Below are 22,198 nucleotides of genomic sequence, written 5' to 3' on the forward strand. Positions count from 1 at the left end.
TTACGTTGACTGCCCGCAGCGGCACATCCTTCTACCGCGGTCGCCCGATTCGCTCGCCCCACGACACCGACGGGTTCGCTGACCGACTCGTTGCCTGGGCTCCCAACTGGTCGGATGGTTCCTGAACGCACTCCACGGCCGCCATACGGGCTCTGCCCGACCATTCCGCCCAGCGGGCATCCGCCCGACCATTCCGCCCAGCGGGCATCCGCCCGACCATTCCGCCCAGCGGGCATCCGCCCGACCATGCCGCGATCCGCGCGGATGGGACGCACCAGTCGGCCCGGAGGGCTGCCGATATCACACCTCAATCGCAGAGGGGGGCCACCGCTCAGGCGGTGATCTCCTCGCCGAGGTAGGCGGCGCGGATGCGGTCGTCGGCCAGCAGCTCCTGGCCGGTGCCCGAGAGCACCAGCTCGCCGGTCTCCAGCACGTAGCCACGATCGGCCAGGGAGAGCGCCTGCGCGGCGTTCTGCTCCACGATCAGCACCGTGACCCCGGTGGAGTTGATCTCGCGGACGATGTCGAAGATCTGGCGGACGATCAGCGGGGCGAGCCCCATCGAGGGCTCGTCGAGCAGCAGCAGCCGGGGCTTGCCCATCAGGGCGCGCGCGATCGCGAGCATCTGCTGCTCACCACCCGACAGCGTCCCGGCCAGCTGTGCCTTGCGCTCCAGCAGCCGCGGGAAGTACTCGTAGCAGCGCGCGAGGACCTGCTGGTCGGGCCGCTTGAACCGGAACGCGCCCATCTCGAGGTTCTCGGCCACCGTCATCCGGGGGAACACCCGCCGGCCCTCGGGGACGTGGCAGATGCCCAGGCTGATCAGGTCGTGCGCGGGCAGCCCGTCGATCCGGAGGCCGTCGAACCGGATCTCGCCGAGGGAGGGCCGCATCATCCCCGAGACGGTCTTCTGGGTGGTCGTCTTGCCCGCACCGTTGGCGCCGAGCAGCGCGACGACCTCGCCCTCCTCCACGTGGAAGGAGACGCCCTTGAGCGCGCGGATGGCGCCGTAGCGCACCTCGATGTCATCGACCTCGAGCAGGCTCATCGCTTCTCTCCTTGGGGGTCGGTGCCGGTGGGGCCGCCGGGCTCGTCGAGGACGGACTCGTCCACCTCGATCGCGTGGACCTCGAGGCCCTCGGTCATCGCCTGCGCCTCGTCCTCGGAGGTACCGAGGTAGGCGGCGACCACCGCGGGGTCGCGCTGGATCTGCTCGGGGGTCCCCTCGGCGATCTTCTCGCCGAAGTTCAGCACGATCAGGCGGTGCGCGACCGACATCACGAGCTTCATGTCGTGCTCGATCAGCAGCACCGAGATGTTGTCCTCCACGTTGATCTTCTGGATCAGCGCGGCCAGCTCCTGCTTCTCCACGGGGTTGGTGCCCGCGGCCGGCTCGTCGAGGAGGATCACGCCGGGGTCGGTCCCGAGGGCGCGGGCGATCTCGAGGCGCCGCTGCTCGCCGTACGCCAGCGAGCCGGCGAGCTCGTTGGCGCGACGGGTGAGCCCCACGAACCGCAGCAGCTCGTAGGCCTTCTCCGTCGACTCGCGCTCCTCGCGCCGCTGCCAGGGCATCCCCAGCATCGCCGCGATCGGGCCGGCCTTCTGCCGGGTCTCGACCCCCACCTTGACGTTCTCCAGCGCGGTGAGCGCCGGGAACAGCCGGATGTTCTGGAAGGTGCGGGCCACGCCCATCCGGTTGATCACGTGCGTCTTCTTGCCGAGCACGCTCTGCATCGAGTCGCCGACCCGGGCAGCCAGGGTGATGGTGCCCTCCTGGGGGGTGTAGACCCCGGTGAGCGAGTTGAACAGCGAGGTCTTTCCGGCGCCGTTGGGCCCGATCACCGCCAGGATCTCGCCCCGGCGCATCTCCAGGGAGATGTTGCTCAGCGAGGTGACACCGCCGAAGCGGAGCGTGACGTCCTTGACGTCGTAGACGATGTCGTGGGTCGTCGCGCCTTCGGCGTGCTCGGGTGCGGTCGTGGTCATCTCAGCTCCCCTCGGCGGCCGGGACGACCGCGGGTTCGGCACTCCTGGGACGGTCGAGCCCGGAGAGCTCGGCCTTGCGGCGCTTGGCCGGGATGAGGCCGGCGGGACGGAAGATCATCATCAGCAAGATAACCGCACCGATCCACATCTGCCGGTCCTCGGCGGGGACCTGGTCCTTGAGGAACTCCGGCAGCCAGGTGAGTACGGCGGCACCGGCCATCGCGCCCGGGAGCGAGCCCATGCCGCCGAAGACGACGTAGGCCACGACCAGGATCGAGTTGTTCAGCAGGAAGTTGTCCGGGCTGATCACGCCGACCTGGCTGGCGAAGAACACGCCGGCCACACCCGAGGTGGAGGCGCCGATCGCGAACGCCAGCAGCTTGACCCGCATCGTGTTGATGCCGGTGGCCTGCGCCGCCACCTCGTCCTCGCGGATCGCGGCCCAGGCGCGCCCGAGCCGGGAGTTCTCCAGGCGCGTGAACAGCAGCACGATCAGGCAGACCAGCACCAGCAGCAGGTACCAGTAGGGCAAGGAGTCCAGGCCCCACTTGAACGAGAAGAAGCCGAGGTCGATCTCGGGGTGCGGGATGTTGATCGCGCCCCGGGGACCGTTGGTGAAGCCGCCGGGGTTGTTGACCGCCGCGATCCGGATGATCTCGCCGAAGCCCAGGGTGACGATCGCGAGGTAGTCGCCGCGCAACCGCAGCGTGGGCGCACCCAGGGTCACGCCCGCCATCAGGCAGATCACGATCGCGAACGGGATCGCCGCGAGCGGCGGCAGGATCAGCCACTCCGGGGGCTTCACCGGCAGCGCCCCGACGAGGTACGCCGTGGTGTAGGAGCCGATCGCGTAGAAGGCGATGAACCCGAGGTCGAGCAGCCCGGCCCAGCCCACGACGACGTTGAGCCCGATCGCGAGCAGGACGTAGATGCCGATCTGGGAGACCAGCACGGACTGCCAGAACGGGGTCGCCATCGGCGGGTAGAACAGCGCTGCGGCGATGACCACGAACAGGGCGACCTTGCCGAAGTTGGCCGAGGTCGTGGCCAGGTGGTCGGAGTCGCCGTCGAGCGCGGCCGTGACCACGACGTCGTCGGTCTTCTCATGGGTGGCCACGATCCAGCCCGCACCGGCGAGCATGGTGAAGACCGCGCACAGCAGCCAGCCACCGACGCCGGTGTTCTTCCACGCCTTGGTGACCCCGTCGAAGCCGGCCTCGGCGGCGACGGCGGTGAAGTCGTGCAGCACCATCAGGGTGATCAGCACCGAGGCGACGCCCAGCACCAGCGTCACCCAGCCGAGGTCGCGGCGACGCAGGTACGTCGCAGCGCCGGCGATGCCCACCGTGGCCAGGAACAGCACCCACACCAGCCAGCTGAGGTACGCCGAGGTGAGGCCGTTGATGCCGGAGCCGGAGAAGCGCGAGCTGAGGTCGAGCAGGGAGTCGTTGGTGTTGGTGGGGGAGAACCAGGACGCCCAAAGCATCGACATCAGGCCGACCACGAGCCCGAGGACCACCAGCGGCAGGCCCGGACGCCAGGAGAAGACCTCGTCGATGAAGCCGCGGGTGTCGGCGACCTTGGCCGAGGACCGCGCCATCACCACCGTGGACGTGGTGATGGTCAGGTAGCCGAGCAGGGCCACCAGGGCGCCCGTGGAGTGGTCGGGGGCGCCGAGGAAGTCCCGGACCTGGATCTGCGCGTACAGCCCCCAGAAGCCGACCAGCGCCGAGAGGCCGGCGGTGGTCCAGGCGATCGTGCTGTTGCCCAGGACGATCGCGGCGGCGGAGAGGACGACCACGACCACCAGCAGGATCCAGGGGGTGCCGGGCACGATGGTGCCGAAGAACGCCCGGGTCAGGAAGTCCAGGGCCCCGGTGTCGGCCGAGGCCTTGGCGAGGGCGCCCAGCTTGCCACCGTCGATCTGCCCGCTGTCGGTCCAGCGCAGCAGCGCGTTGGCGGCGAGCACCGTGATGGCGCCCGCGGCCAGCGGACGCACGCCCGGGCGCTTGAGGTAGGGCTGGACGCGCGGCCAGAACGTCACCAGCAGGTAGACCAGTACGCCGATGCCGAGGAAGACGAAGATGCGTGGCTTGAGGACCGCCTCGCGGAAGGCGTACCCGTAGTCGCTCTGGCTGCCCTCGTGCTTGCCGATCATGAGCGCGAGGACGAAGCCGAGCAACAGGCAGCTGCCCAGGCGCTTGAGGTGGATGCTGAGCTCCGATTCGCGCTTCATGCGGCCCTCCCGAGACGCTCGCCGAGAATGCCGGATGGTCGGAAGACCAGGATCAGGACCAGGACCACGAAGGCCACCACGTCGGTCCACTCCAGCCCGATCCAGGACTGTCCGCCCGACCAGGGGGCGGTGGGCACGAGGGCCTCGACCACCCCGAGGAGCAGGCCTCCCAGCATGGCGCCGCGGATGTTGCCGATGCCACCGAGGACGGCGGCGGCGAACGCCTTGACGCCGGGGATGAAGCCCATCGTGTTGAAGAACCCGAAGGCGGTGCCGAACAGGAATCCGGCCGCGCCACCGAGGGCGCCGCCGATGATGAACGTGCGCGCGATGGTGCGGTCGATGTCGATGCCCATCAGGGCTGCGGTGGGTGCGTCCTCGGCCACGCCGCGGATGCTGCGGCCCAGCTTGGTCTGGGAGACCAGCTGGTCCAAGAAGACCATCATCACGACCGCGGAGACCACGATGATCACCTGCAGGAGCGTGATGTGGACGCCCCCGATGTCGAGGAGACGCTTGTTGGCGTCGAAGTAGGAGGGGAAGAAGTTGTTCTTCTGCCGGTTGAACAGCTTGCCGGCGAGCTGGGAGAGGAAGAACGACATCCCGATCGCACTGATCAGGAAGGCCAGCCGGGGTGCTCCGCGGCGGCGCAGCGGCCGGTAGGCCACGCGTTCGAGACCGAGTGCGACCACGGCGCCCACGGCCCCGCCGGAGACGAGGCCCAGCAGGAGGACCCCGATGACGCCGTACCAGGGCAGGAAGGTGTCGCCGGCCACCTGGTTGACCACCAGGTAGCTGCCGAACGCACCGGCCATGAACACCTCGCTGTGCGCGAAGTTGATCAGCTGCAGCACGCCGTACACGAGCGTGTAGCCCAGCGCGATCAGCGCATACATCGAACCTCGGGTCAGTCCGAGAACGAGGAAGTTGAGGAAGTCTTGCATTCGCCGGTCGCCCTCCCAGGCACACATGGAGCGGAATGGATCTCTTGCTCACACAAAGCGGTGCGCCCGCCGGTTGGCGCGCGCACCGCTTCGTGTCATGTCAAGTGCAGCTCTGACCCCGTGAGGTCAGCTCTGCTCCCGGATGTCTCCGACGACCGAGATCGCGCCGTCCTTCTGCTCGAACAGGTTGATCACCTGCGAGGACTCCTCCAGCTCACCGTTCTCCTGGAACTTGATGGTGGTGGTGATGCCCTTGTAGTCGAGCTCCTTGATCGCCTTGGCCACCGACTCACGGGTGACCTCGCCGTCGGCCTTGGCGGCCTTGATGGCCTCGATCATGGCGTTGGCAGCGTCGTAGGCCTCGGGGGAGTACGTGGACGGGTCGTCCTGGTAGGCCTCCTTGTAGGCCGCGGTGAAGTCCTCGGCACCGGGGGCCGTGACGGCGTCGAGGCAGCCACAGGAGAAGAACCAGCCGTCACCGGCAGCACCGGCACCGTCGGAGAACACCGACGACTTCACGCCGTTGCCGCCCACCGGGATCCCGCTGAAGTTGGCCGCCTTGAGTGCCTTGGCCAGCTTGACGGCCTGGGCGTCGTACCCGCCGTAGAACATCGCCTGCGCGCCGGACCGGGCGACCTGGGTCGCGATCGGGCCGTAGTCGTCGGTCTTGGCGTCGACGCCCTCGGAGATGACCTCGGTGCCGTTCTTCTTCAGCTGCGCCCGGACCTGGTCGCCCGCGCCCTTGCCGTACTCGCTCAGGTCGTCGATCACGAAGACCTTCTTGGCCTTCTTGGAGAGCCAGTCGGCAGCCTGGACGCCCTCGACGTTGTCGGCGGGGACGATCCGGTGGAAGGTGGTGAAGCCCTGCGCGGTCAGGTCGGGGTTGGTGGCCGAGGGGCTGATCAGCCCGACGTTCGCGTCGCCGTAGGTCTTGGCGACCGCCTTGGTGGGCCCGGAGAACGCGGGGCCGACGACGCCGACCACGGTGGAGTCCTGGAGGACCTGCTGGGCGGCCGAGGGGGCCTTGGACTGGTCGCCGATGTCGTCGGCCTTGAGCAGCTTCAGCTTGAAGTCGAGGTCGCCGCTCTCGTTGGCCTGGTTGATGGCCAGCTCGGCGCCCTGCACCTCGTTGATGCCCAGCTGCTGGTTGTCACCGGACAACGGGCCCTGGAACGCGATGGTGTAGGTGTCGCCGCTGCTGGCACCGCTACCGCCGCTCAAGCCCGAGTCTTCGTCCTTCTTCTCCGAGCTTCCGCAACCGGTGAGCGCGAGTGCGCCTACGAGACCGATGGCGGCAAGCTTCGCCAGGGGGCGAGTCCGCATGCAATTTCCTCCGTTGACCGGGGCCCTTGCGGGCCACGTGTGTCGGGCCTCGGACGAGACCGCTGCGAGAAGGTTTCTCGCAGGGGGAGGGAGTGTCAAGGATCACGGCCGTTCGTAGCCGAGTCGAAACATGAATGGTCAACTGGACTAACCCACTTCGACCTCGATCGGGAAGAATCGGGGTGCCCTGCGCGCCCTCCTGGACCGTCCCGCCCTGCTGGAACAGGGGGACGGGGAGGTGGTGCGTGGTGCCGGGTGTGGGACTTGAACCCACAAGTCTTTTCAGACGATGGTGTTTGAGACCATTGCGTTTACCGATTTCGCCAACCCGGCGTGACGAGCGCCAACGGTACCGGAGCCCGGGTGGCGCTAACCTCCCGCATGTGACCGCCACTCCGCCCGCCGTCCCCGGCCCGCCTCCCTCACGCCGTCCGGGTGCGTCGACGGGCCCAAGCACAGCGAGCCGAGAGACTGCGGGGACCGGTGGCCCGGGGGTACGCCGCCGGGTGGTGATCGCCGAGGACGAGGCGCTGATCCGGCTCGACCTCGCCGAGATGCTGGCCGAGGAGGGGTACGACGTCGTCGGCCAGGCCGAGGACGGGGAGAAGGCGGTCGAGCTCGTCGAGCAGCACCTGCCCGACCTGGTGATCCTCGACGTGAAGATGCCCCGGCTCGACGGGATCGCAGCCGCGGAGCTGATCGCGGCGAAGCGGATCGCCCCGGTGGTGATCCTCACGGCGTTCAGCCAGCGCGACCTGGTGGACCGGGCGCGCGACGCCGGGGCGATGGCCTACCTGGTCAAGCCCTTCGACCACACCGACCTGGTGCCGGCCATCGAGATGGCGGTCAGCCGGTTCCAGGAGCTGCGCCAGGTCGAGTCCGAGGTCGCCGATCTGACCGAGCGCCTCGAGACGCGCAAGACCGTCGACCGCGCGAAGGGCGTGCTCCAGCAGAGCCTCGGGCTCAGCGAGCCGGAGGCGTTCCGCTGGATCCAGAAGACCGCGATGGACCTGCGGCTCTCGATGCGCCAGGTCGCCGACGGCGTCGTCTCCCACGGCCCGGACATGGGGAACGTCTCCGCTCCTGGCGAGTGACTTGGCTGGGTCCGGATCCGCTGGCCGCCCGCTCAGCGGAGCGCGATCACCAGCTCGGTGAGCAGCGGGGCGACCAGTAGTGCCGGGAGCAGGTCGGCGACCTTGACCTGCTTGAGGTCGAGCAGGCGCAGGGCCACCCCGACGAGGAGCAGGCCGCCGGTGGCCGTGAGCGCGCTGAGGTGGGCGTCGGGCACGAAGCTGCCGAGCCCGGCTCCCAGGGCGGTGAGGCTGCCCTGGATCGCGATCAGCGCCAGGACGCTGGCCGCGACGCCCCAGCCGAAGGAGGCCGCGAACGCGATCGAGGCGAAGCCGTCGAGGGCCGACTTGAGCAGCAGTTGGTCCGCGCCGTTGCCGAGCCCCTCGTTGATCGAGCCCAGGATCGTCAGCGGACCGACGCAGAAGACCAGCGAGCTGATCACGAAACCCTGGATGAACCGCTCCCGCGCCTCGCTCCCGCCGCCGGCCCCGAAGCGGCGTACGGCGGCACGCTGCAGCAGCCCGCCGAACCCCTCCAGCCGGTCCTCGATCCGCAGCAGCGACCCGGTGATCCCGCCGATGAGCACGGCCCCGAGGACGATCAGCATGGGTGCCGAGGAGCCGACCGCGTCGCTGAGCACCTCGTCGCCCACGGCCATGGCCGAGGTGCCGGCGATGAGCAGGGTGACCAGGCCCAGACCGTCGGTGACCACCTTGCGCGTGCGCTCGGGCAGGCGGTGTCCCACGAGTACGCCGACCGTGCTGCCGATGAGCACCGTGACAACGTTCACGGCCGTACCGATTCCGGGGAGCACCCAATCTCCTTTAGTGTTCATCCAAAGCGGCGTCAGTCTCTCACCGTCGCCGCAGATCATGTCCGGTCACAGCGACAGCAGGGAAGGGGCATCCATGGCGCGCCAACCCCCGCAGATCCGTGACGCGTGCCCTGACGACGCCGACGCCCTCATCAAGATCTGGTGCGTGACGCCGCGTCCGGGAGGGCATCCCGGAAGGACGCTGGAGGACGCCGAGCGCGCCCTGGCCACCGTGGCTGCCGACCCGGACCAGCGACTGCTCGTCGCAGAGCACGAGGGCCGCATCGTGGCGGCGGTCAAGCTCTCCCGCGGCCCGGTCTCCCCGTTGTCGATGGAGTCGGCCGTGCACACCTCCTACCTCGTCGTCTCGCAGCCCTTCCGGCGGCACGGCTACGCCCACGCCCTGCTGGAGGCCGCCGTGACCTGGGCCGAGGAGAAGGACATCCACGAGGTCACCGCGATCACCGACGGCAACCGGGAGACCAACCGCTTCTTCGCCCGGCTCGGGCTGGTCACGCTCGGGACGGTGCGCCACTCCAGCGTCGCCGGGCTGCGCAAGAAGCTCACCCCCGAGCGCGGGCAGCGCGGCAACCGGCACCTCGTCGAGGTGCTGGCCCAGCGTCGCTCCATGCGTCGTCGCCAGGACACCGCCTGAGCCTGGCCGGACTGCCCTCCGCCGAGCCACCTGTCGGCGTCAACCGTTAGGGTCGAATCCGTGTCAGCGTCGCCTTCCACCCCCGCCCGTCCCCGCCTCCTCCTGCTCGACGGTCACTCGCTGGCCTACCGAGCCTTCTACGCGCTGCCGGTGGAGAACTTCTCCACCACGACCGGGCAGCACACGAACGCGGTCTACGGCTTCACCGCGATGCTGATCAACGTGCTCCGCGACGAGCAGCCGACCCACCTCGCGGTCGCCTTCGACGTCTCGCGGGCGACCTTCCGCGCCGACGCGTACGCCGACTACAAGGCCAACCGGGCGAAGTCCCCCGACGAGTTCCAGGGCCAGGTCTCGCTGATCAAGGAGGTGCTCAACGCCCTGCGCGTCCCCTTCATCGAGAAGGTCGGCTTCGAGGCCGACGACATCATCGGCACGCTCGCGACGCAGGCGACTGCCGAGGGCTTCGAGGTCCTGATCTGCTCCGGGGACCGCGACTCCTTCCAGCTGGTCAACGACACCACCACGGTCATCTACCCGATGCGCGGCGTCTCGGAGATGAAGCGGATGACGCCTGCCGCCGTGGAGGAGCGCTACGGCCTGCCGCCCGCCCGCTACCCCGAGCTGGCCGCCCTGGTCGGCGAGACCTCCGACAACCTGCCCGGCGTGCCCGGGGTCGGTCCCAAGACCGCCGCGAAGTGGATCACGCTCTACGACGGCCTGGAGAACGTCGTGAACCGCGCGGAGGAGATCAAGGGGAAGGCCGGCGAGAGCCTGCGCGAGCACCTTGACGACGTGATCAGGAACCGCCAGCTCAACGCGCTGGTGTGCGACCTCGACCTCCCGCTCGCCCCCGGCGACCTGGCGATCCAGCCGTGGGACCGCCAGGAGGTGCACACCCTCTTCGACGGCCTCGAGTTCCGGGTGCTGCGCGACCGGCTCTTCGAGACGCTGCAGTCCGAGGAGGAGATCGACGACTCCGGCTTCGCCCTCGACATGACCCGCCTTGCGCCCGGCCAGGTGGCCGACTGGCTTGCTGAGCACGCCCGCACCGGCGAGCGGGTCGGCGTCCACCTCGAGGGCACGTGGGGCTCGGGCACCGGCGACGTGCTGGGACTCGCCCTCGCCACCACCGAGGGCGCCGCCGCCCACGTCGCGACCGAGGGCATCACCCCCGAGGACGACGCCGCGCTGGTCTCCTGGCTCGGCGACCCCGGGCAGCCGAAGGTGCTCCACGACGCGAAGGGCCCGATGCTGGCCCTGGCCGCCCGCGGGTGGCCGTTGCTGGGGCTCGAGCGCGACACGGCGCTCTCGGCCTACCTCGCCCGTCCCGACCAGCGTTCCTACGACCTCGCCGACCTCACCGTGCGCTACCTCAAGCGCGAGCTGCGGCAGGGGACCACCGACGACGGGCAGCTCAGCCTGGACGGGATCGAGGAGGACACCACCGCCGACACCGCGATGCTGCACGCGAGCGCGGTGCTCGACCTGGCCACCGCCCTCGACCTCGAGCTGGACGAGCGCGGCGGCACCGGTCTGCTGACCAAGGTCGAGCTGCCCCTGATCGACGTGCTCGCCCGGATGGAGCAGACCGGCATCGCCGTCGACCACGATCTCCTCAGCGAGCTCGAGGAGGGCTTCGCGGTGCGCGTGCGCGAGGCCGCTGATGCGGCGTACGCCGTGATCGGCAAGGAGGTCAACCTCGGCTCGCCCAAGCAGCTCCAGGTGATCCTCTTCGACGAGCTCGAGATGCCCAAGACCAAGCGCACGAAGACCGGCTACACCACCGACGCCGACGCGCTGCAGAGCCTCTACGAGAAGACCGGGCACGCGTTCCTCGAGCACCTGCTCGAGCACCGCGACGCGATCCGGCTGCGCCAGACCGTCCAGGGCCTGCTGAAGACCGTGGCCGAAGACGGCCGGATCCACACCACGTTCAACCAGCTGATCGCCGCCACCGGACGGCTCTCCAGCACCGACCCCAACCTGCAGAACATCCCGGTGCGCACCGAGGCCGGGCGGCGCATCCGCGAGGGGTTCGTCGTGGGTCCCGGCTTCTCCGAGCTGCTCACGGCCGACTACTCGCAGATCGAGATGCGGATCATGGCGCACCTGTCCGGGGACGCCGCCCTGATCGAGGCGTTCCGCTCCGGTCACGACTTCCACTCCGTGACCGCTGCCCGGGTCTTCGGCGTCGATCCTGGCGAGGTCACCGGTGAGATGCGCGCCAAGATCAAGGCGATGAACTACGGCCTCGCCTACGGGCTGTCCGCGTTCGGTCTCTCCCAGCAGCTGCGCATCGACACCAGCGAGGCGCGCGGTCTGATGGAGGAGTACTTCGAGACCTTCGGCGGCGTGCGCGACTACCTCGCGAGCATCGTGGACGAGGCGCGGCGTACCGGCTTCACCGAGACGATCCTCGGGCGCCGGCGCTACCTGCCGGACCTGACCAGCGACAACCGCCAGCGCCGGGAGATGGCCGAGCGGATGGCGCTGAACGCCCCGATCCAGGGTTCCGCGGCCGACCTGATCAAGGTCGCCATGCTCAACGTCGACGGTGCGCTGCGCGAGCAGCAGCTGGGGTCGCGGATGCTGCTGCAGGTGCACGACGAGCTCGTCTTCGAGGTCGCCGAGGGGGAGCGCGCGGCCCTCGAGGCGCTGGTGCGCGAGCAGATGGCCTCAGCTGCCGACCTGACCGTGCCCCTCGACGTCTCGGTCGGCACCGGTCCCAGCTGGCACGCCGCCGCCCACTGAGGCAGGCCCTGAGCCGTCCACATCCACACCGGCCGGGGGCAGCGCCCGCAGCGCGGCCACCGCGAGCAGGGTGAGCAGGAGCGCTACGTCGACGGCGAGCACCAGCACGACCAGCTCAGCGACCGAGTGGGCCAGCTGCCCCAGCGCGACGACGGACAGCAGGGCGACCCAGACCAGGAGCACCGCCCGCCGGGCCTGGCGGGCCAGCACGCTGTAGATCAGCAGCTGCAGCATCGAGAGCACGGTGCCGAGCAGGGCGAACACCCACAGCTGGTCGCGGATCGCTGAGTACTGCTCACCACCGATGAAGGCCACCGCCAGCCCGGAGAGCACCAGAACGCCCAGCGAGGCCGCAGCGCCGAGCAGCACCACGACGGCAAGGCTCTTGAACAGCGTGGCCTTGGCAGCGGAGGCGTCGGCCATGGAGGGGAACGCCAGCACCACAACGAACTGGGGGAGGAAGAGCACCGCCTTGACCAGGATCAGCCCGCCGGCGTACAGACCGGCGTCGTGGGCGTCGAGGACGTTGCGTGCCACCAGGATGTCGACGTTGGAGAGCGCGAAGAAGGCAAGCAGCGCGATCGAGTTGTGGAACGTCTCGCGCCACATGGCGCCGGCGGAGTGGTCCGGTGAGAGGTCACCGGTCTCGCGCGGGTGGCGCAGGGCGAACCAGCCCACGAGCACGGGCACGTAGGCGGCCAGGGCCACCCCGGCGAGCGCCACGAGCTCGGTGGGCCGCCACAGGATCAGCGCCGTGCCGATCAGGAGCCGGGGAACACCGGCACCGACATAGATGAGCGCGAGCGCCGCCCACCGGCGCTCGCCCTGGAGGATGCCCGCCTGGGCGCCCATCAGGGTCAGCGGAGCGGCGGCGAACGCGAGGAGTGCAGCGGTCCCGAGGCTGTCCAGGTGCACGAGCGCGTTGATCGCCGGCGACATCACCAGGCAGGCCACGAGCACACCGGCCGCAGCCCGGGTCCCGACCCGCAGGATGACGCTCTCGATCTGCTGGACGTTGCCCGGCGTGGAGGCGATTCGCCGCGCGGCGGTGGCCTGGAGGGCGAGCGCCACGACGTTGACGACCAGGAGCAGCCCCATCACCGCGGCGAGGGCGCCGTAGTCGCGTGGGCCGAGCAAGCGTGCGGCGATGATCGTGAAGCCGTACGTCGCCACGTTCATCACGCCCATCGCGACCGCGATGACCATGCCGCCGCGCAGGATCGTGGGCTGCTTCTTCACAGCGATGAATCCTACGGGGACCCCGGTGCCGCAGGCCGACGGCGGGAGAGTGGTTGGATCGTGTCGACCGCGAGCGAGGTACCCCGGCAGAGCGCGCCTCGAGGCGGCCGCGGAGACGACCCGGTAGTGCAGGACGAGGAGGCAGGTGTGGCCCACTGGCGCCGCCTGCTGCTCTGGTCCTGGGCACTCGTCCTGGCCCTGCTGATGCTCGGCCCGGCCCTGGCGCCGGGCTACGTGCTCAGCTACGACATGGTCTGGGTGCCGGACCTGGCGCTGCGCCCCGACTTCCTGGGGGTGGGGTCGGGACTGCCGCGTGCGGTGCCCTCCGACGCGGTCGTCGCGGTCCTCGACGAGGTGGTCCCCGGCATGCTGCTGCAGAAGCTGATGCTGCTGGGGGTGCTCGTGCTCGGCGGGATCGGCGCGGCCCGGATCACCGCGCCCGGGTCGCTGCCCGCCCAGCTGGTGGCAATCACGCTCTACCAGTGGAACCCGTTCGTGGCCGAGCGGCTGCTGATCGGGCACTGGCCGGTGCTGATCACCTACGCGGCGCTGCCCTGGCTGATCGAGGGGGCACGCACCTGGCGCGAGTCAGGAAGGCTGCCGACACGGCTGTGGTTCCTGCTCCCACTGGCGAGCCTGAGTGCGAGCGCCGGCCTGGTGGCGGCGGTGGCGCTGGTGGCCTTCGCGCTCACACGTGCGGCCCGTCGGGTCGGCGCGATCGTCGCCCTGCTGGCCGCTGCCAACGCGCCCTGGATCGTCTCGGGCCTGCTGCACGCCTCCAGCGCGCTCACGGACCCCGACGGCGCCCGGTTCTTCGCGCTGCGCGGTGAGGGATCGCTGCCCGCCCCGCTGGCCGCGTTGGGGCTCGGGGGCATCTGGAACGCGGACGTGGTCCCGGACTCCCGCACGGGCACGCTCGCCTGGGTGGCGCTCGTGTTCGTGGTCGCGCTCGTCGCCCTCGGCGTGGGTGACTGGGCGCGTCGTACTGGCCGTCGCGACGTTGTCGCGTTCGCGTGCTGCTGGGGGATCGGGTGGGGGATCGGCGTACTCACCTGGGCGCTACCGGACCAGACCGCCTGGCTGGTCGCCAACGTGCCCGGAGCGGGACTGGTGCGCGACGGCGGCCGGCTCCTCGCCCTGTGCGCACCGCTGCTCGCGGTCGCCGCGGGGTACGGCGCCGCCCGACTGTGCTCGTGGCTGGTGCCGGCGGCCCGTCCCTCCATCGTGCTGGCGCTGGTGCTGGTGCCGCTGGCGACCATGCCCGACGCCGCCTTCGGTCTCTCCGGCCGGCTCTCCGCGGTGGACTACCCGCAGGACCACGCCCGTGCCCGGGCGGTGATCGCCTCGGCGGCCGAGGAGGCCAGGGCCAGGGGGGAGAGCGGGGACGTGCTGCTGCTGCCGCTGAGCAGCTATCGGCAGCCGGCCTGGAACGACGGGCACAAGGTGCTCGACCCGCTGGGCCGCTACCTCACACCCGACTTCCTCGCCGGTGACGACCTCTACGTCTCGGGTCGCAGGATCGCGGGGGAGGACCCCCGGGCTCGCGCGGCCGCCCGGGCACTGGCCCGGCCCACCCCGGAGCAGCGCGCCGCGCGACTACGCACGCTGGGGATCGGGTTCGTGGTCACCGACAGGTCCGCGGGCGCCTCGCCGGAGGTCGCCGGTCGCAGCCTGTTCAGCGGCGCCGGGCTGGAGGTCCAGGAGCTTCGCGGCGCTCCCGACGTGGCGACGCCACGGGCCTGGCCGTGGCTGATGGGTGCGGCATGGCTGGCCTTCTGCGTCCCGCTGCTCGCGGGGCTGGCCATGGCGATTCGACGCGTGTGGAATCGGTCTCGCGTGGCTAGGTACAAATGACAATCCCGCTGTTACAGTTCAGCCCGAGTCCAGGGAGGGTCTTGAATCGTGGGAACAACATCAATCATCGCCACCATCGGCAGCCTGTGCGCGGGTGGCGCCGTCGCAGCCGTGACCATCGTGAGCCTGATCACCGCGCAGACCAGTCCCGGTGACCAGTCGCCGACCGACGTGACGCAGCCGGTGAACATCGACTACGGGAACACCAACTGAGCTGACGGCGGTCCCGGCGTGCGGGGACGACCAGACTTCTCACCGATGACCCGGCCCCCTGGGCCGGGTCATTCGCATGTCCGGGCTGTTCTCCTGGGCCGGTCATCGGTTCAGGTGGCAGCCGGGACCTCGGGGTCCTCCACACAGACGCGACGGCCTGCCAGGACCTCGGCCAGGACCTGCGCGAACGAGGCCTGCGAGTGCTCCCAGGCAAACGATCGCGACATCTCGTAGGCCCCGTCGCCGAGGCGTTCCCGGCGGTCCGCGTCCTCGACCAGCTCACTGGCCGCTTTGGTGAGCTCGGCCTGGTCGGCGACGAGGAGCCCCGAGTGGCCGTGCGCCACCGACTCGGTGGTCCCGCCCGCCGACGCATAGGCAACGGTCGGCACGCGGTGGGAGCCGGCCTCCCCGATGACCAGGCCCCAGCCCTCCTTGATGGACGGCAGCAGCATCAGCCACGACCTCGCGAGGATCTCGTGCTTGCGCCTCTCGGAGACCTGGCCCTCGAAGGTGACGAGGTCCCCGGCCCCCACCTCCGCGGCGTACTTGCGCAGGTCGTCCTCCCACCACCCGCTCCCCACGACGGAGAGCCGGACGTCGGGGTGGTTCGCCCGCAGTGCCACGACGGCGTCGATCGCGTGCTCCACCTGCTTGTGCGGCACCAGCCTGCCGACGACGACAAGGGCAGGGGTGGGGCTGCGCACCTCGTCGACGGATGGCGCCGCGGCCGTCCCGTTGTGCACGATCGCGATCCGCTTCTTGTCCACTCCAAGGCTCACGAGCTCGGACCTGGTGGCGCGGGAGACCGCGATGTACTGGGACCTCCGGTAGAGCCTGGGCGCCAGTGTGCGCTCGATCCACCAGCCGATCTTGCCCATGAGGCCGGGGAAGACGACCGGCCACTGCTCCCGGTGCACGTGGTGGACCAGGACGACCACCGGCTTGCGCGTCGCGATGCGGGTGAAGAAGGGAAGGCCGTTCTGGACGTCCACGATGACGTCGACCTTCCCGAAGCGGCGCAGGAGCAGGTTCCAGACGCCCTTGACGTAGACGTCGAGGTGGTTGCCGCGACGTACGTAGCGGACTCCGTCGACGACCTCGTCCGCGGGAGCCTGGTCGTGGGCTGCACAGAAGATCGTGACGCGTGCGCCTTGCTCCACGAGTCCGCGGGCCATCGTCTCGGTGTATCGCTCCGAACCGCCGCCCTCCGGGTTGGCGGTGTCGCGCCAGTTGAAGATCACGACGTGGCGATCACGGACTGGCGCGGGACTCTGTCCCTGCATGGAAGCGGATGCTACCGGTGATTCGTCGCTCTTGCCCCGAACGCGCGGGGAGTCGGCATCCAGGCTGGTGCGGGCGCGGCGGCGGGGTCTGCGGCTGCCATACTCCCGCCATGTCGTGGGCCGCGAAGTGGAAGCTGTTTCGTGAACGCCGACTCGAGGTCCCCGTGCCCGAGGACGCACTGGTCCTCGACGTCGGCAGCGGCGACAAGCCGTCCTGGCGCGCCGACGTGCTGCTGGACCGGTACGCCGGCGCCGAGTTCGCGGCCCAGCGCTCCGGCAGGAAGCACGCGCGGGTGAGCCGCCCGCTCTTCGATGCGGACGCCGCGGACATGCCGTTCGCCGACGGTGTCTTCGACTATGCGATCTGCTCCAACCTGCTCGAGCACGTCACCGACCCGGAGGCCGTCGTACGAGAGCTCCAGCGCGTGGCCCGAGCGGGGTACATCGAGGTCCCCGAGGCAGCGAGCGCGAAGATCGTGGACTTCCCCAGCCACCTGTGGTGGTGCCGCCTGGAGGAGGGCCCCGAGGGGCCCACCCTGGTCTTCACGGCCAAGGACGCGCCGTACTTCGACGCGGAGATCGATGCCTACATCGACCGGGCCGGTGTCCGCCGCTCCCTGGACGCGGTGCTGAACAGCAAGTTCGACCATCGCGTGATCCAGCTGCACTGGTCGCGGTCGATCCGAGTGCGCGTCGAGGGTGAGCTGGCACCGGAGTTCGCGGCCGAGGCGATGCGTGCCGAGGGGCACCGCCGCGGCTGGGAGGCAGTGGCCGTCCAGGGGGTGACCTCGGTGCTGACCTGGCGGACCCGGCGGCGCCGGCGTGACCAGCGGATCCGGTTCAACGCGGTGGTGAAGCCCGACTACCACCGCGCCGACGACCCGATCCTCGAGCGCCGGATCTACCACCTGCCGTAGTGGGGCGAAGCCTGCTCGCTCAGTACGGGTCGTACGGACTCCGGTGGCCGAACAGTCGCGCGGCCACGGGGCGGAGCCTGAGCCGGAGCAGCACCTTGATCACGACGTTGCGCAGCCACCACGGCAGCTCCGCGACGATCCTCATCCTGTCCGCGCGGGTCGGCTTGCCGACCCGGAAGAGCGCCAAGGACCCCTCCCTGCGCTCGTAGACCAACGTGCGCGAGGGCAGCACGTGGGCGAGGATCCCGAGCGTGACGCCGATAGAGGAGTAGCAGTCGTGGATCAGCACGGGGGATCCCGGGGGCATGTGCCTCGCCCACTCGAGATCGTCGGAGAGCGTCCAGTAGTCGTGCTTGCCGTCGATGTAGAGGTAGTCGATCGGACGGGTCCAGCCGGGCCGTGCCCGGGTGCTGTACTCCGCGACCAGCTCCACGATGTCCCCGAGCCCGGCGCGTGCGATGTTGCTCTCGAAGAGGTCCCGAGTCCGGGACCCGCCGAAGAGGCGGCCCTCGACGAAGGGGTCGATAGCGACGACCGTGCCGCCGTGTTCCCGGACCCGCGCGGCCAGGATCACCGTGGACCGGCCCTGATGGCTGCCGATCTCGACCACCAGCGGCTCGTCCGGGAGATCGTCGGCGCTGTCCCACAGCAGCTGTGCCTGGGCCCGCGTCAGCCAGCCCGAGACCTCGGACGCGTGCTCCCACACCTCGGTGAACGGGGCGGTCGCGGGCAGCGGCATGAAGGGCATTCCTCAGGTGTGGTGGCCGGATCGGGGTGCCGGGGCAGCATATAGACTCCGCGCGCAGGGTGGGGACCTACAGGGAGGCAGGCGCAGTGTCGGACGACGCGTCTGTCTTGGGGCGACTGGGCGCGCGCGCACGAACCGCGCGACACACGCTGGCCTCGCTCGCCGTCGTGATCGCGACGCTGGCGCTCAACCTGGTCCAGCAACCCGGACGCATCACCTTCGACACCAAGCTCGACCTCCAGTTCGATCCCGGCGGGTTCATGCACCGCAGCCTGAGCCTGTGGAACGGCGACTCGGCCGCCGGTGGGCTGCAGAACCAAGCTTCGGGTTACCTGTTCCCGATGGGGCCCTTCTTCTGGGTCGGCGACCTGCTCGGCGTGCCGATGTGGGTCTGGGAACGCCTCTGGTCTGCCCTGGTGATGCTGCTGGCCTACGAGGGTGCCCGCCGCCTGGCGGCTCGCTGGCCGGGCATCGGCGCCACGGGGGCGATCTTCGCCGGCCTCACCTACATGCTCGCGCCGCGGGTCCTGACCACCGTGGGCGGGCTCAGTGGCGAGACCCTCCCGGCTGCGGTGCTGCCCTGGACGGTCCTGCCCCTGGTGCTCTACCTCCGAGGCCGGCAACGTGCGTGGGTGGCGTTCGTGTTCTCGGCGGCGACGATCCCCTTCATGGGAGGGCAGAACGCGACCCTGGTCGTGGCGTGCCTGGTGTTCCCGGCTCTGCTGCTCGCCCTCGGCGCCGGAAGAACCCTCGCTCGACGGCTCCGTGACCTGGTGGGATGGGGAGCCCTGGTCGGGGCGGCCTCACTGTGGTGGGTGGTCCCGCTGCTCCTGCTCGGCTCCTACGCGCCGGCGTTCCTCGACTTCATCGAGTCGGCGCAGAACACCGCCGGACCCATCGGCTGGCTCTCCGCGCTGCGCGGCACGAGTCATTGGGTGGCCTTCTTCCCGGACGGCGGGACGCTCGGTTGGACCGGCGGCTACGAGCTGGCGTCCTCGTCATGGGTGCTGGTCACGAGCGTGCTGGTCGCCGCTCTCGGGCTGGTGGGCCTGCTCCGGGGGGAGCTGTGGCAGCGACGGGTGCTCGTGTGGTCGGTGCTCGGCGGGCTCGCGATCCTCACGGCCGGAAGCGGCGGGTGGGCAGGGTCGCTGTTCTCGGACGCCTGGCTCCACGCCCTCGACACCGTCCTGGCACCGCTGCGCAACATCCACAAGTTCGACCCCCTGGTGCGCCTCCCGCTGGCACTTGGACTCGGTGCCCTGGTTACCCAGGGGCTGCCCCGCCTGTGGCGGTCCTCCCCGTGGCGCGGGCCGGCGCGGGTGGCCGCCGTGAGCGTGGTCACGGCACTGGTGGTCACGGCCGCCGGACCGGCGATCACCGGCTCGATGCGGACCGATGACGGCTTCGCCGACCTGCCGCAGAGCTGGCGCGAGGCCGTGGCCCACATCGAGGACCGGGGCCGGACCACGCGCACCCTGGTGCTCCCAGGCCCCACGTTCCCCCTGCAGTCGTGGGGGCGGACCATCGACGAGCCGATCCAGGTGCTGGAGCCAGCGCCGTGGACGTCCCGGGCGCAGCTCTCGGTCGCACCCGCCAGCACCGTGCGCCTCCTGGAGTCTCTCGAGGCATCCATGTCCGAGGCTCGGCCCCAGGATCGTGTGGCGGAAGTCCTCCGCAGCATGCGGATCACCCATGTAATCGTGCGGCACGACCTCTCTTCGGACCAGACGGATGCCGGGGAGGCAGGGTCGGTCCGAAGCGCGATCACCCACGTGCCCGGGGCCCGGGTCTCCGGCACGTTCGGCGAGCGCGACGACGGGGGGCCCGCGATCGAGGTCTACGAGCTCGCACAGCAGGGCGACCCGCGCGTCGAGCTGCAGGACTGGGACCGGCGCGTCGTGGTCTCCGGTGGTCCCGAGGTGGTGCCCGGTGTACGGGCGGCCGGGCTCGCCGGCGAGCAGCAGGCGGTGGTTCTGGCCGCCGACGGCCAGCGACCCGATGTCGTCACCGACAGTCTGCGCAGGGTGGAGCGCAGTTTCGGCAGGTCTCACGAGGCCGGCTCGGGGGTGATGACGGCGCGTGACCGGTACCGGGTGGACCGGCCGGCGCACGACTACGTCGACGAGGCGGTGCCGGAGGACCGGACGGTAGCCCGGTACGAGGGGGCCGCCAGCATCGTGGCCTCGAGCTCCGCCGGGTACGCCGACGTCTTCGGCGCCGTGCGACCCGAGGAACATCCCTACTCGGCGTTCGACCGGTCCATCTACACCGCCTGGGCGAGCGCCCCGTTCTCCCGCCCTCGGGGTCAGTGGATCGAGGTCGACTTCGAACGGCCCACGACGGTGGATGACGTGTCGCTCACCTTCGACACCGTCGGCGGCAGCTCGGTGACGTCGGTACGGGTCGCCACCGATGACCGGTCGGAGGTCGCCGAGGTGCGAGCGGACGGGACCCTGCCGAACCTTCGGCTCGGCGACGACTCGGCCACCCGGCTCCGCGTCACCGTCCTGGATGCGGCGTCCGACACCGGGCAGGTCCGGCTGGCCGACGTACGCATCGCCGGGCACGACATCACCCGGTCGCTGGTGCTGCCGGGAGCGATGTCGTCGAGGACCGCCGTGCTCGCCTCGAGCGAGGCCCCGCGGCGGGCCTGCTCGGTCGCCGCCGACGACGGGAGGGTCAGGTGCGGCTCCGGTCGGCAGGTTCAGACCTCCGAGACGCCCGGGTTCGACCGCGACATCACGGTGAGCGAGGCGGGCACGTGGCGTGTCGGCGGCAGTGCGATCGCCACCAACGGACCCGACCTGGACAGGCTCTTCGCGCCGCTGGGGGACGACCTCGTGCGGGTCACGGGGACCTCGACGTTCGCCGGGGACCCTGCCGTCACGGCCGCCGGCGCAGTCGATGGCCTCTCCGAGACCGGATGGACCTCTGCCCCGGGGGACCTGAGGGCCGGGTTGCAGCTGAGGTGGGGGCCTCGTCGCACGGTCACCGGGGTGATGGCGACGACGTCGTCGGGCAACCCGGGTCGGCTGCCGGAGAAGCTGCTGGTCGACGGTGGCCCGGGAACAGGGAAACCGCAGGTGGTGGCGACCACCGGCCCCGAGGCTGGGGAGATGCGCCCGGTGCGCACCCGCCAGCTCCTGGTGAGCGCCGTCGGGGGCGCCGGGCCCGAAGGAGTCGGCATCTCCGAGCTGGACGTGACCGGGATCGGGGACCTCGTGCACCGCCCGGACCTTGACGGCCCGACCGGCGCCGCCTGCGGCTTCGGTCCGACCGTCGAGGTCGCCGGGCAGACGGTCCAGACCCGACTGGCGGGAACCCTGCGCGCCGTGCGGTCGGGCGCCGAGCTCGAGGTCGTCCCGTGTGGGGACCAGAACGCGACGTTGCCTGCCGGGACCCACCGGATCCGCGTCACGAACCCCGCCGGCTTCGCGATGACGAGCCTGGTCCTCGCGCCGCCGCCCACGACCGTCGCGGCCCCGACCAGGCAGCCGCGGGTTCTCTCGTGGTCGGCCACGAAGCGGCGCGTGGACGTCTCCGTGGACTCCCCGTCCCTCCTGGCGCTCGGGGAGAGCTTCAACCGCGGCTGGACAGCGAGCGTGTCGGGGGTCGAGCTGGACCCGGTCGTCTCGGACGGGTGGCGTCAAGGCTTCGTGGTGCCAGCGGGCACGACGGGCGTGGTGGAGCTGTCCTACGCACCCCAGACCGGTTTCCGCGTGGCCGTGGTCGGTGGGCTGGTCCTGGCCGGCGGGCTCGTCGTCCTCGCGATCCTGCTGCTGGCACAGGCTCGGCGCGGAGGACGCCGGGCCCAGGTGCTGGATCACGGGCCCCTCGACGGCCCGGAGGAGCGGCCGCTGGGGAGGGTCGCCCAGCTGGTGACGCTGCTGGCGATGGCGGTGGTGTCCCTCCCGCTTGCCGCAGGTGGTGTCCTCGGACACCTGACCCGGGGCCGCGGCGTGCGAGAGGTGTCGGGCGCGTGCATCGCGGCGCTGGCCATCGCCGTCCTGATCGCGATCCCCGGTTCGGCCGTCGTACCCCCTGAAGGGTCCGCTGTGCTCGCGGCCCTGGTCGTGGGACTCGTGTGCGGACGGGTGCTGTCAGGCCCCGAGGGCGCGTCAGCAGGGTCGCCCGGTTCGGGCGGGTTCGTGGGATAGCCTG

The 22,198-nt window shown here is 70.5% G+C and carries 16 protein-coding genes and 1 tRNA gene; 7 read left to right on the forward strand and 10 right to left on the reverse strand.

Features of this window, described 5'->3' with window-relative positions; translation table 11 throughout:
* Positions 1-331: 331 nt before the first annotated feature.
* The 6 genes from AC4BGC_RS19810 to AC4BGC_RS19835 form a co-directional block, all read right to left on the reverse strand.
* A complete protein-coding gene (locus AC4BGC_RS19810) occupies positions 332-1,048 on the reverse strand; it encodes an ABC transporter ATP-binding protein (protein ID WP_490548557.1) in 717 nt (238 codons plus the stop codon).
* Positions 1,045-1,986, reverse strand: coding sequence for an ABC transporter ATP-binding protein (locus AC4BGC_RS19815; protein ID WP_490557325.1), 942 nt, complete (start codon positions 1,984-1,986; stop codon positions 1,045-1,047). The genes AC4BGC_RS19810 and AC4BGC_RS19815 overlap by 4 nt, the downstream gene beginning before the upstream one ends.
* A gap of 1 nt (position 1,987) precedes the next feature.
* Positions 1,988-4,222: a branched-chain amino acid ABC transporter permease gene (locus tag AC4BGC_RS19820; RefSeq protein ID WP_490557326.1), complete on the reverse strand. Its 2,235-nt coding sequence runs from the start codon at positions 4,220-4,222 to the stop codon at positions 1,988-1,990.
* On the reverse strand, positions 4,219-5,193 hold the full coding sequence (locus AC4BGC_RS19825; RefSeq protein ID WP_490548560.1) for a branched-chain amino acid ABC transporter permease: 975 nt from the start codon (positions 5,191-5,193) through the stop codon (positions 4,219-4,221). The genes AC4BGC_RS19820 and AC4BGC_RS19825 overlap by 4 nt, the downstream gene beginning before the upstream one ends.
* A gap of 99 nt (positions 5,194-5,292) precedes the next feature.
* Complete coding sequence (locus AC4BGC_RS19830) at positions 5,293-6,387, reverse strand: branched-chain amino acid ABC transporter substrate-binding protein (protein ID WP_490548561.1); 1,095 nt, start codon at positions 6,385-6,387, stop codon at positions 5,293-5,295.
* A gap of 348 nt (positions 6,388-6,735) precedes the next feature.
* A tRNA-Leu gene (locus AC4BGC_RS19835) sits at positions 6,736-6,822 on the reverse strand.
* Between the two features lie 176 nt (positions 6,823-6,998).
* On the opposite strand from AC4BGC_RS19835, the gene AC4BGC_RS19840 reads away from it, so the two are divergent.
* Positions 6,999-7,583: an ANTAR domain-containing response regulator gene (locus AC4BGC_RS19840; RefSeq protein WP_490557327.1), complete on the forward strand. Its 585-nt coding sequence runs from the start codon at positions 6,999-7,001 to the stop codon at positions 7,581-7,583.
* A gap of 32 nt (positions 7,584-7,615) precedes the next feature.
* On the opposite strand, the gene AC4BGC_RS19845 is transcribed toward AC4BGC_RS19840, so the two are convergent.
* Positions 7,616-8,350 (reverse strand): DUF554 domain-containing protein, encoded by a 735-nt coding sequence (locus AC4BGC_RS19845; RefSeq protein ID WP_490548563.1) that lies wholly within the window; start codon positions 8,348-8,350, stop codon positions 7,616-7,618.
* Positions 8,351-8,468: 118 nt separating this feature from the next.
* Between AC4BGC_RS19845 and AC4BGC_RS19850 the strand changes: the two genes are divergently transcribed.
* Positions 8,469-9,029, forward strand: coding sequence for a GNAT family N-acetyltransferase (locus AC4BGC_RS19850; RefSeq protein ID WP_490557329.1), 561 nt, complete (start codon positions 8,469-8,471; stop codon positions 9,027-9,029).
* A 60-nt stretch (positions 9,030-9,089) separates the two neighbouring features.
* Positions 9,090-11,783, forward strand: coding sequence for a DNA polymerase I (gene polA / locus AC4BGC_RS19855; RefSeq protein ID WP_490557330.1), 2,694 nt, complete (start codon positions 9,090-9,092; stop codon positions 11,781-11,783).
* On the opposite strand, the gene AC4BGC_RS19860 is transcribed toward polA, so the two are convergent.
* Entirely contained in the window at positions 11,709-13,022 is a 1,314-nt protein-coding gene (locus tag AC4BGC_RS19860) for a lipopolysaccharide biosynthesis protein (RefSeq protein WP_490557332.1), read from the reverse strand. The two genes, polA and AC4BGC_RS19860, sit on opposite strands and share 75 nt — an antisense overlap.
* Before the next feature lie 147 nt (positions 13,023-13,169).
* Here AC4BGC_RS19860 and AC4BGC_RS19865 point away from each other — a divergent pair, with 147 nt between their 5' ends.
* Both AC4BGC_RS19865 and AC4BGC_RS19870 read left to right on the forward strand, forming a co-directional pair.
* Positions 13,170-14,876 carry an MmpA family trehalose lipid delivery protein gene (locus AC4BGC_RS19865; RefSeq protein WP_490557334.1) on the forward strand — a complete coding sequence of 569 codons (1,707 nt, stop codon included), beginning with the start codon at positions 13,170-13,172 and terminating at the stop codon, positions 14,874-14,876.
* 48 nt (positions 14,877-14,924) lie between these two features.
* Positions 14,925-15,089: a hypothetical protein gene (locus AC4BGC_RS19870; RefSeq protein ID WP_490548568.1), complete on the forward strand. Its 165-nt coding sequence runs from the start codon at positions 14,925-14,927 to the stop codon at positions 15,087-15,089.
* A gap of 110 nt (positions 15,090-15,199) precedes the next feature.
* On the opposite strand, the gene AC4BGC_RS19875 is transcribed toward AC4BGC_RS19870, so the two are convergent.
* Entirely contained in the window at positions 15,200-16,372 is a 1,173-nt protein-coding gene (locus AC4BGC_RS19875; protein WP_490557335.1) for a glycosyltransferase family 4 protein, read from the reverse strand.
* Between the two features lie 110 nt (positions 16,373-16,482).
* Between AC4BGC_RS19875 and AC4BGC_RS19880 the strand changes: the two genes are divergently transcribed.
* Positions 16,483-17,289 carry a class I SAM-dependent methyltransferase gene (locus AC4BGC_RS19880; protein WP_490548570.1) on the forward strand — a complete coding sequence of 269 codons (807 nt, stop codon included), beginning with the start codon at positions 16,483-16,485 and terminating at the stop codon, positions 17,287-17,289.
* Between the two features lie 19 nt (positions 17,290-17,308).
* On the opposite strand, the gene AC4BGC_RS19885 is transcribed toward AC4BGC_RS19880, so the two are convergent.
* On the reverse strand, positions 17,309-18,028 hold the full coding sequence (locus AC4BGC_RS19885; protein ID WP_490548571.1) for a class I SAM-dependent methyltransferase: 720 nt from the start codon (positions 18,026-18,028) through the stop codon (positions 17,309-17,311).
* Between the two features lie 176 nt (positions 18,029-18,204).
* Here AC4BGC_RS19885 and AC4BGC_RS19890 point away from each other — a divergent pair, with 176 nt between their 5' ends.
* On the forward strand, positions 18,205-22,194 hold the full coding sequence (locus tag AC4BGC_RS19890; protein WP_490557336.1) for an alpha-(1->3)-arabinofuranosyltransferase domain-containing protein: 3,990 nt from the start codon (positions 18,205-18,207) through the stop codon (positions 22,192-22,194).
* Positions 22,195-22,198: the final 4 nt, after the last annotated feature.

Source organism: Nocardioides sp. Z38_18 (genome assembly GCF_058215695.1).

Coding starts and splice junctions, on each gene's coding strand:
- AC4BGC_RS19810 (WP_490548557.1), bottom strand. CDS start 1,048: ATGAGCCTGCTCGAGGTCGATGACATCGAGGTGCGCTACGGCGCCATC.
- AC4BGC_RS19815 (WP_490557325.1), bottom strand. CDS start 1,986: ATGACCACGACCGCACCCGAGCACGCCGAAGGCGCGACGACCCACGAC.
- AC4BGC_RS19820 (WP_490557326.1), bottom strand. CDS start 4,222: ATGAAGCGCGAATCGGAGCTCAGCATCCACCTCAAGCGCCTGGGCAGC.
- AC4BGC_RS19825 (WP_490548560.1), bottom strand. CDS start 5,193: ATGTGTGCCTGGGAGGGCGACCGGCGAATGCAAGACTTCCTCAACTTC.
- AC4BGC_RS19850 (WP_490557329.1), top strand. CDS start 8,469: ATGGCGCGCCAACCCCCGCAGATCCGTGACGCGTGCCCTGACGACGCC.
- AC4BGC_RS19875 (WP_490557335.1), bottom strand. CDS start 16,372: ATGCAGGGACAGAGTCCCGCGCCAGTCCGTGATCGCCACGTCGTGATC.
- AC4BGC_RS19880 (WP_490548570.1), top strand. CDS start 16,483: ATGTCGTGGGCCGCGAAGTGGAAGCTGTTTCGTGAACGCCGACTCGAG.
- AC4BGC_RS19885 (WP_490548571.1), bottom strand. CDS start 18,028: ATGCCGCTGCCCGCGACCGCCCCGTTCACCGAGGTGTGGGAGCACGCG.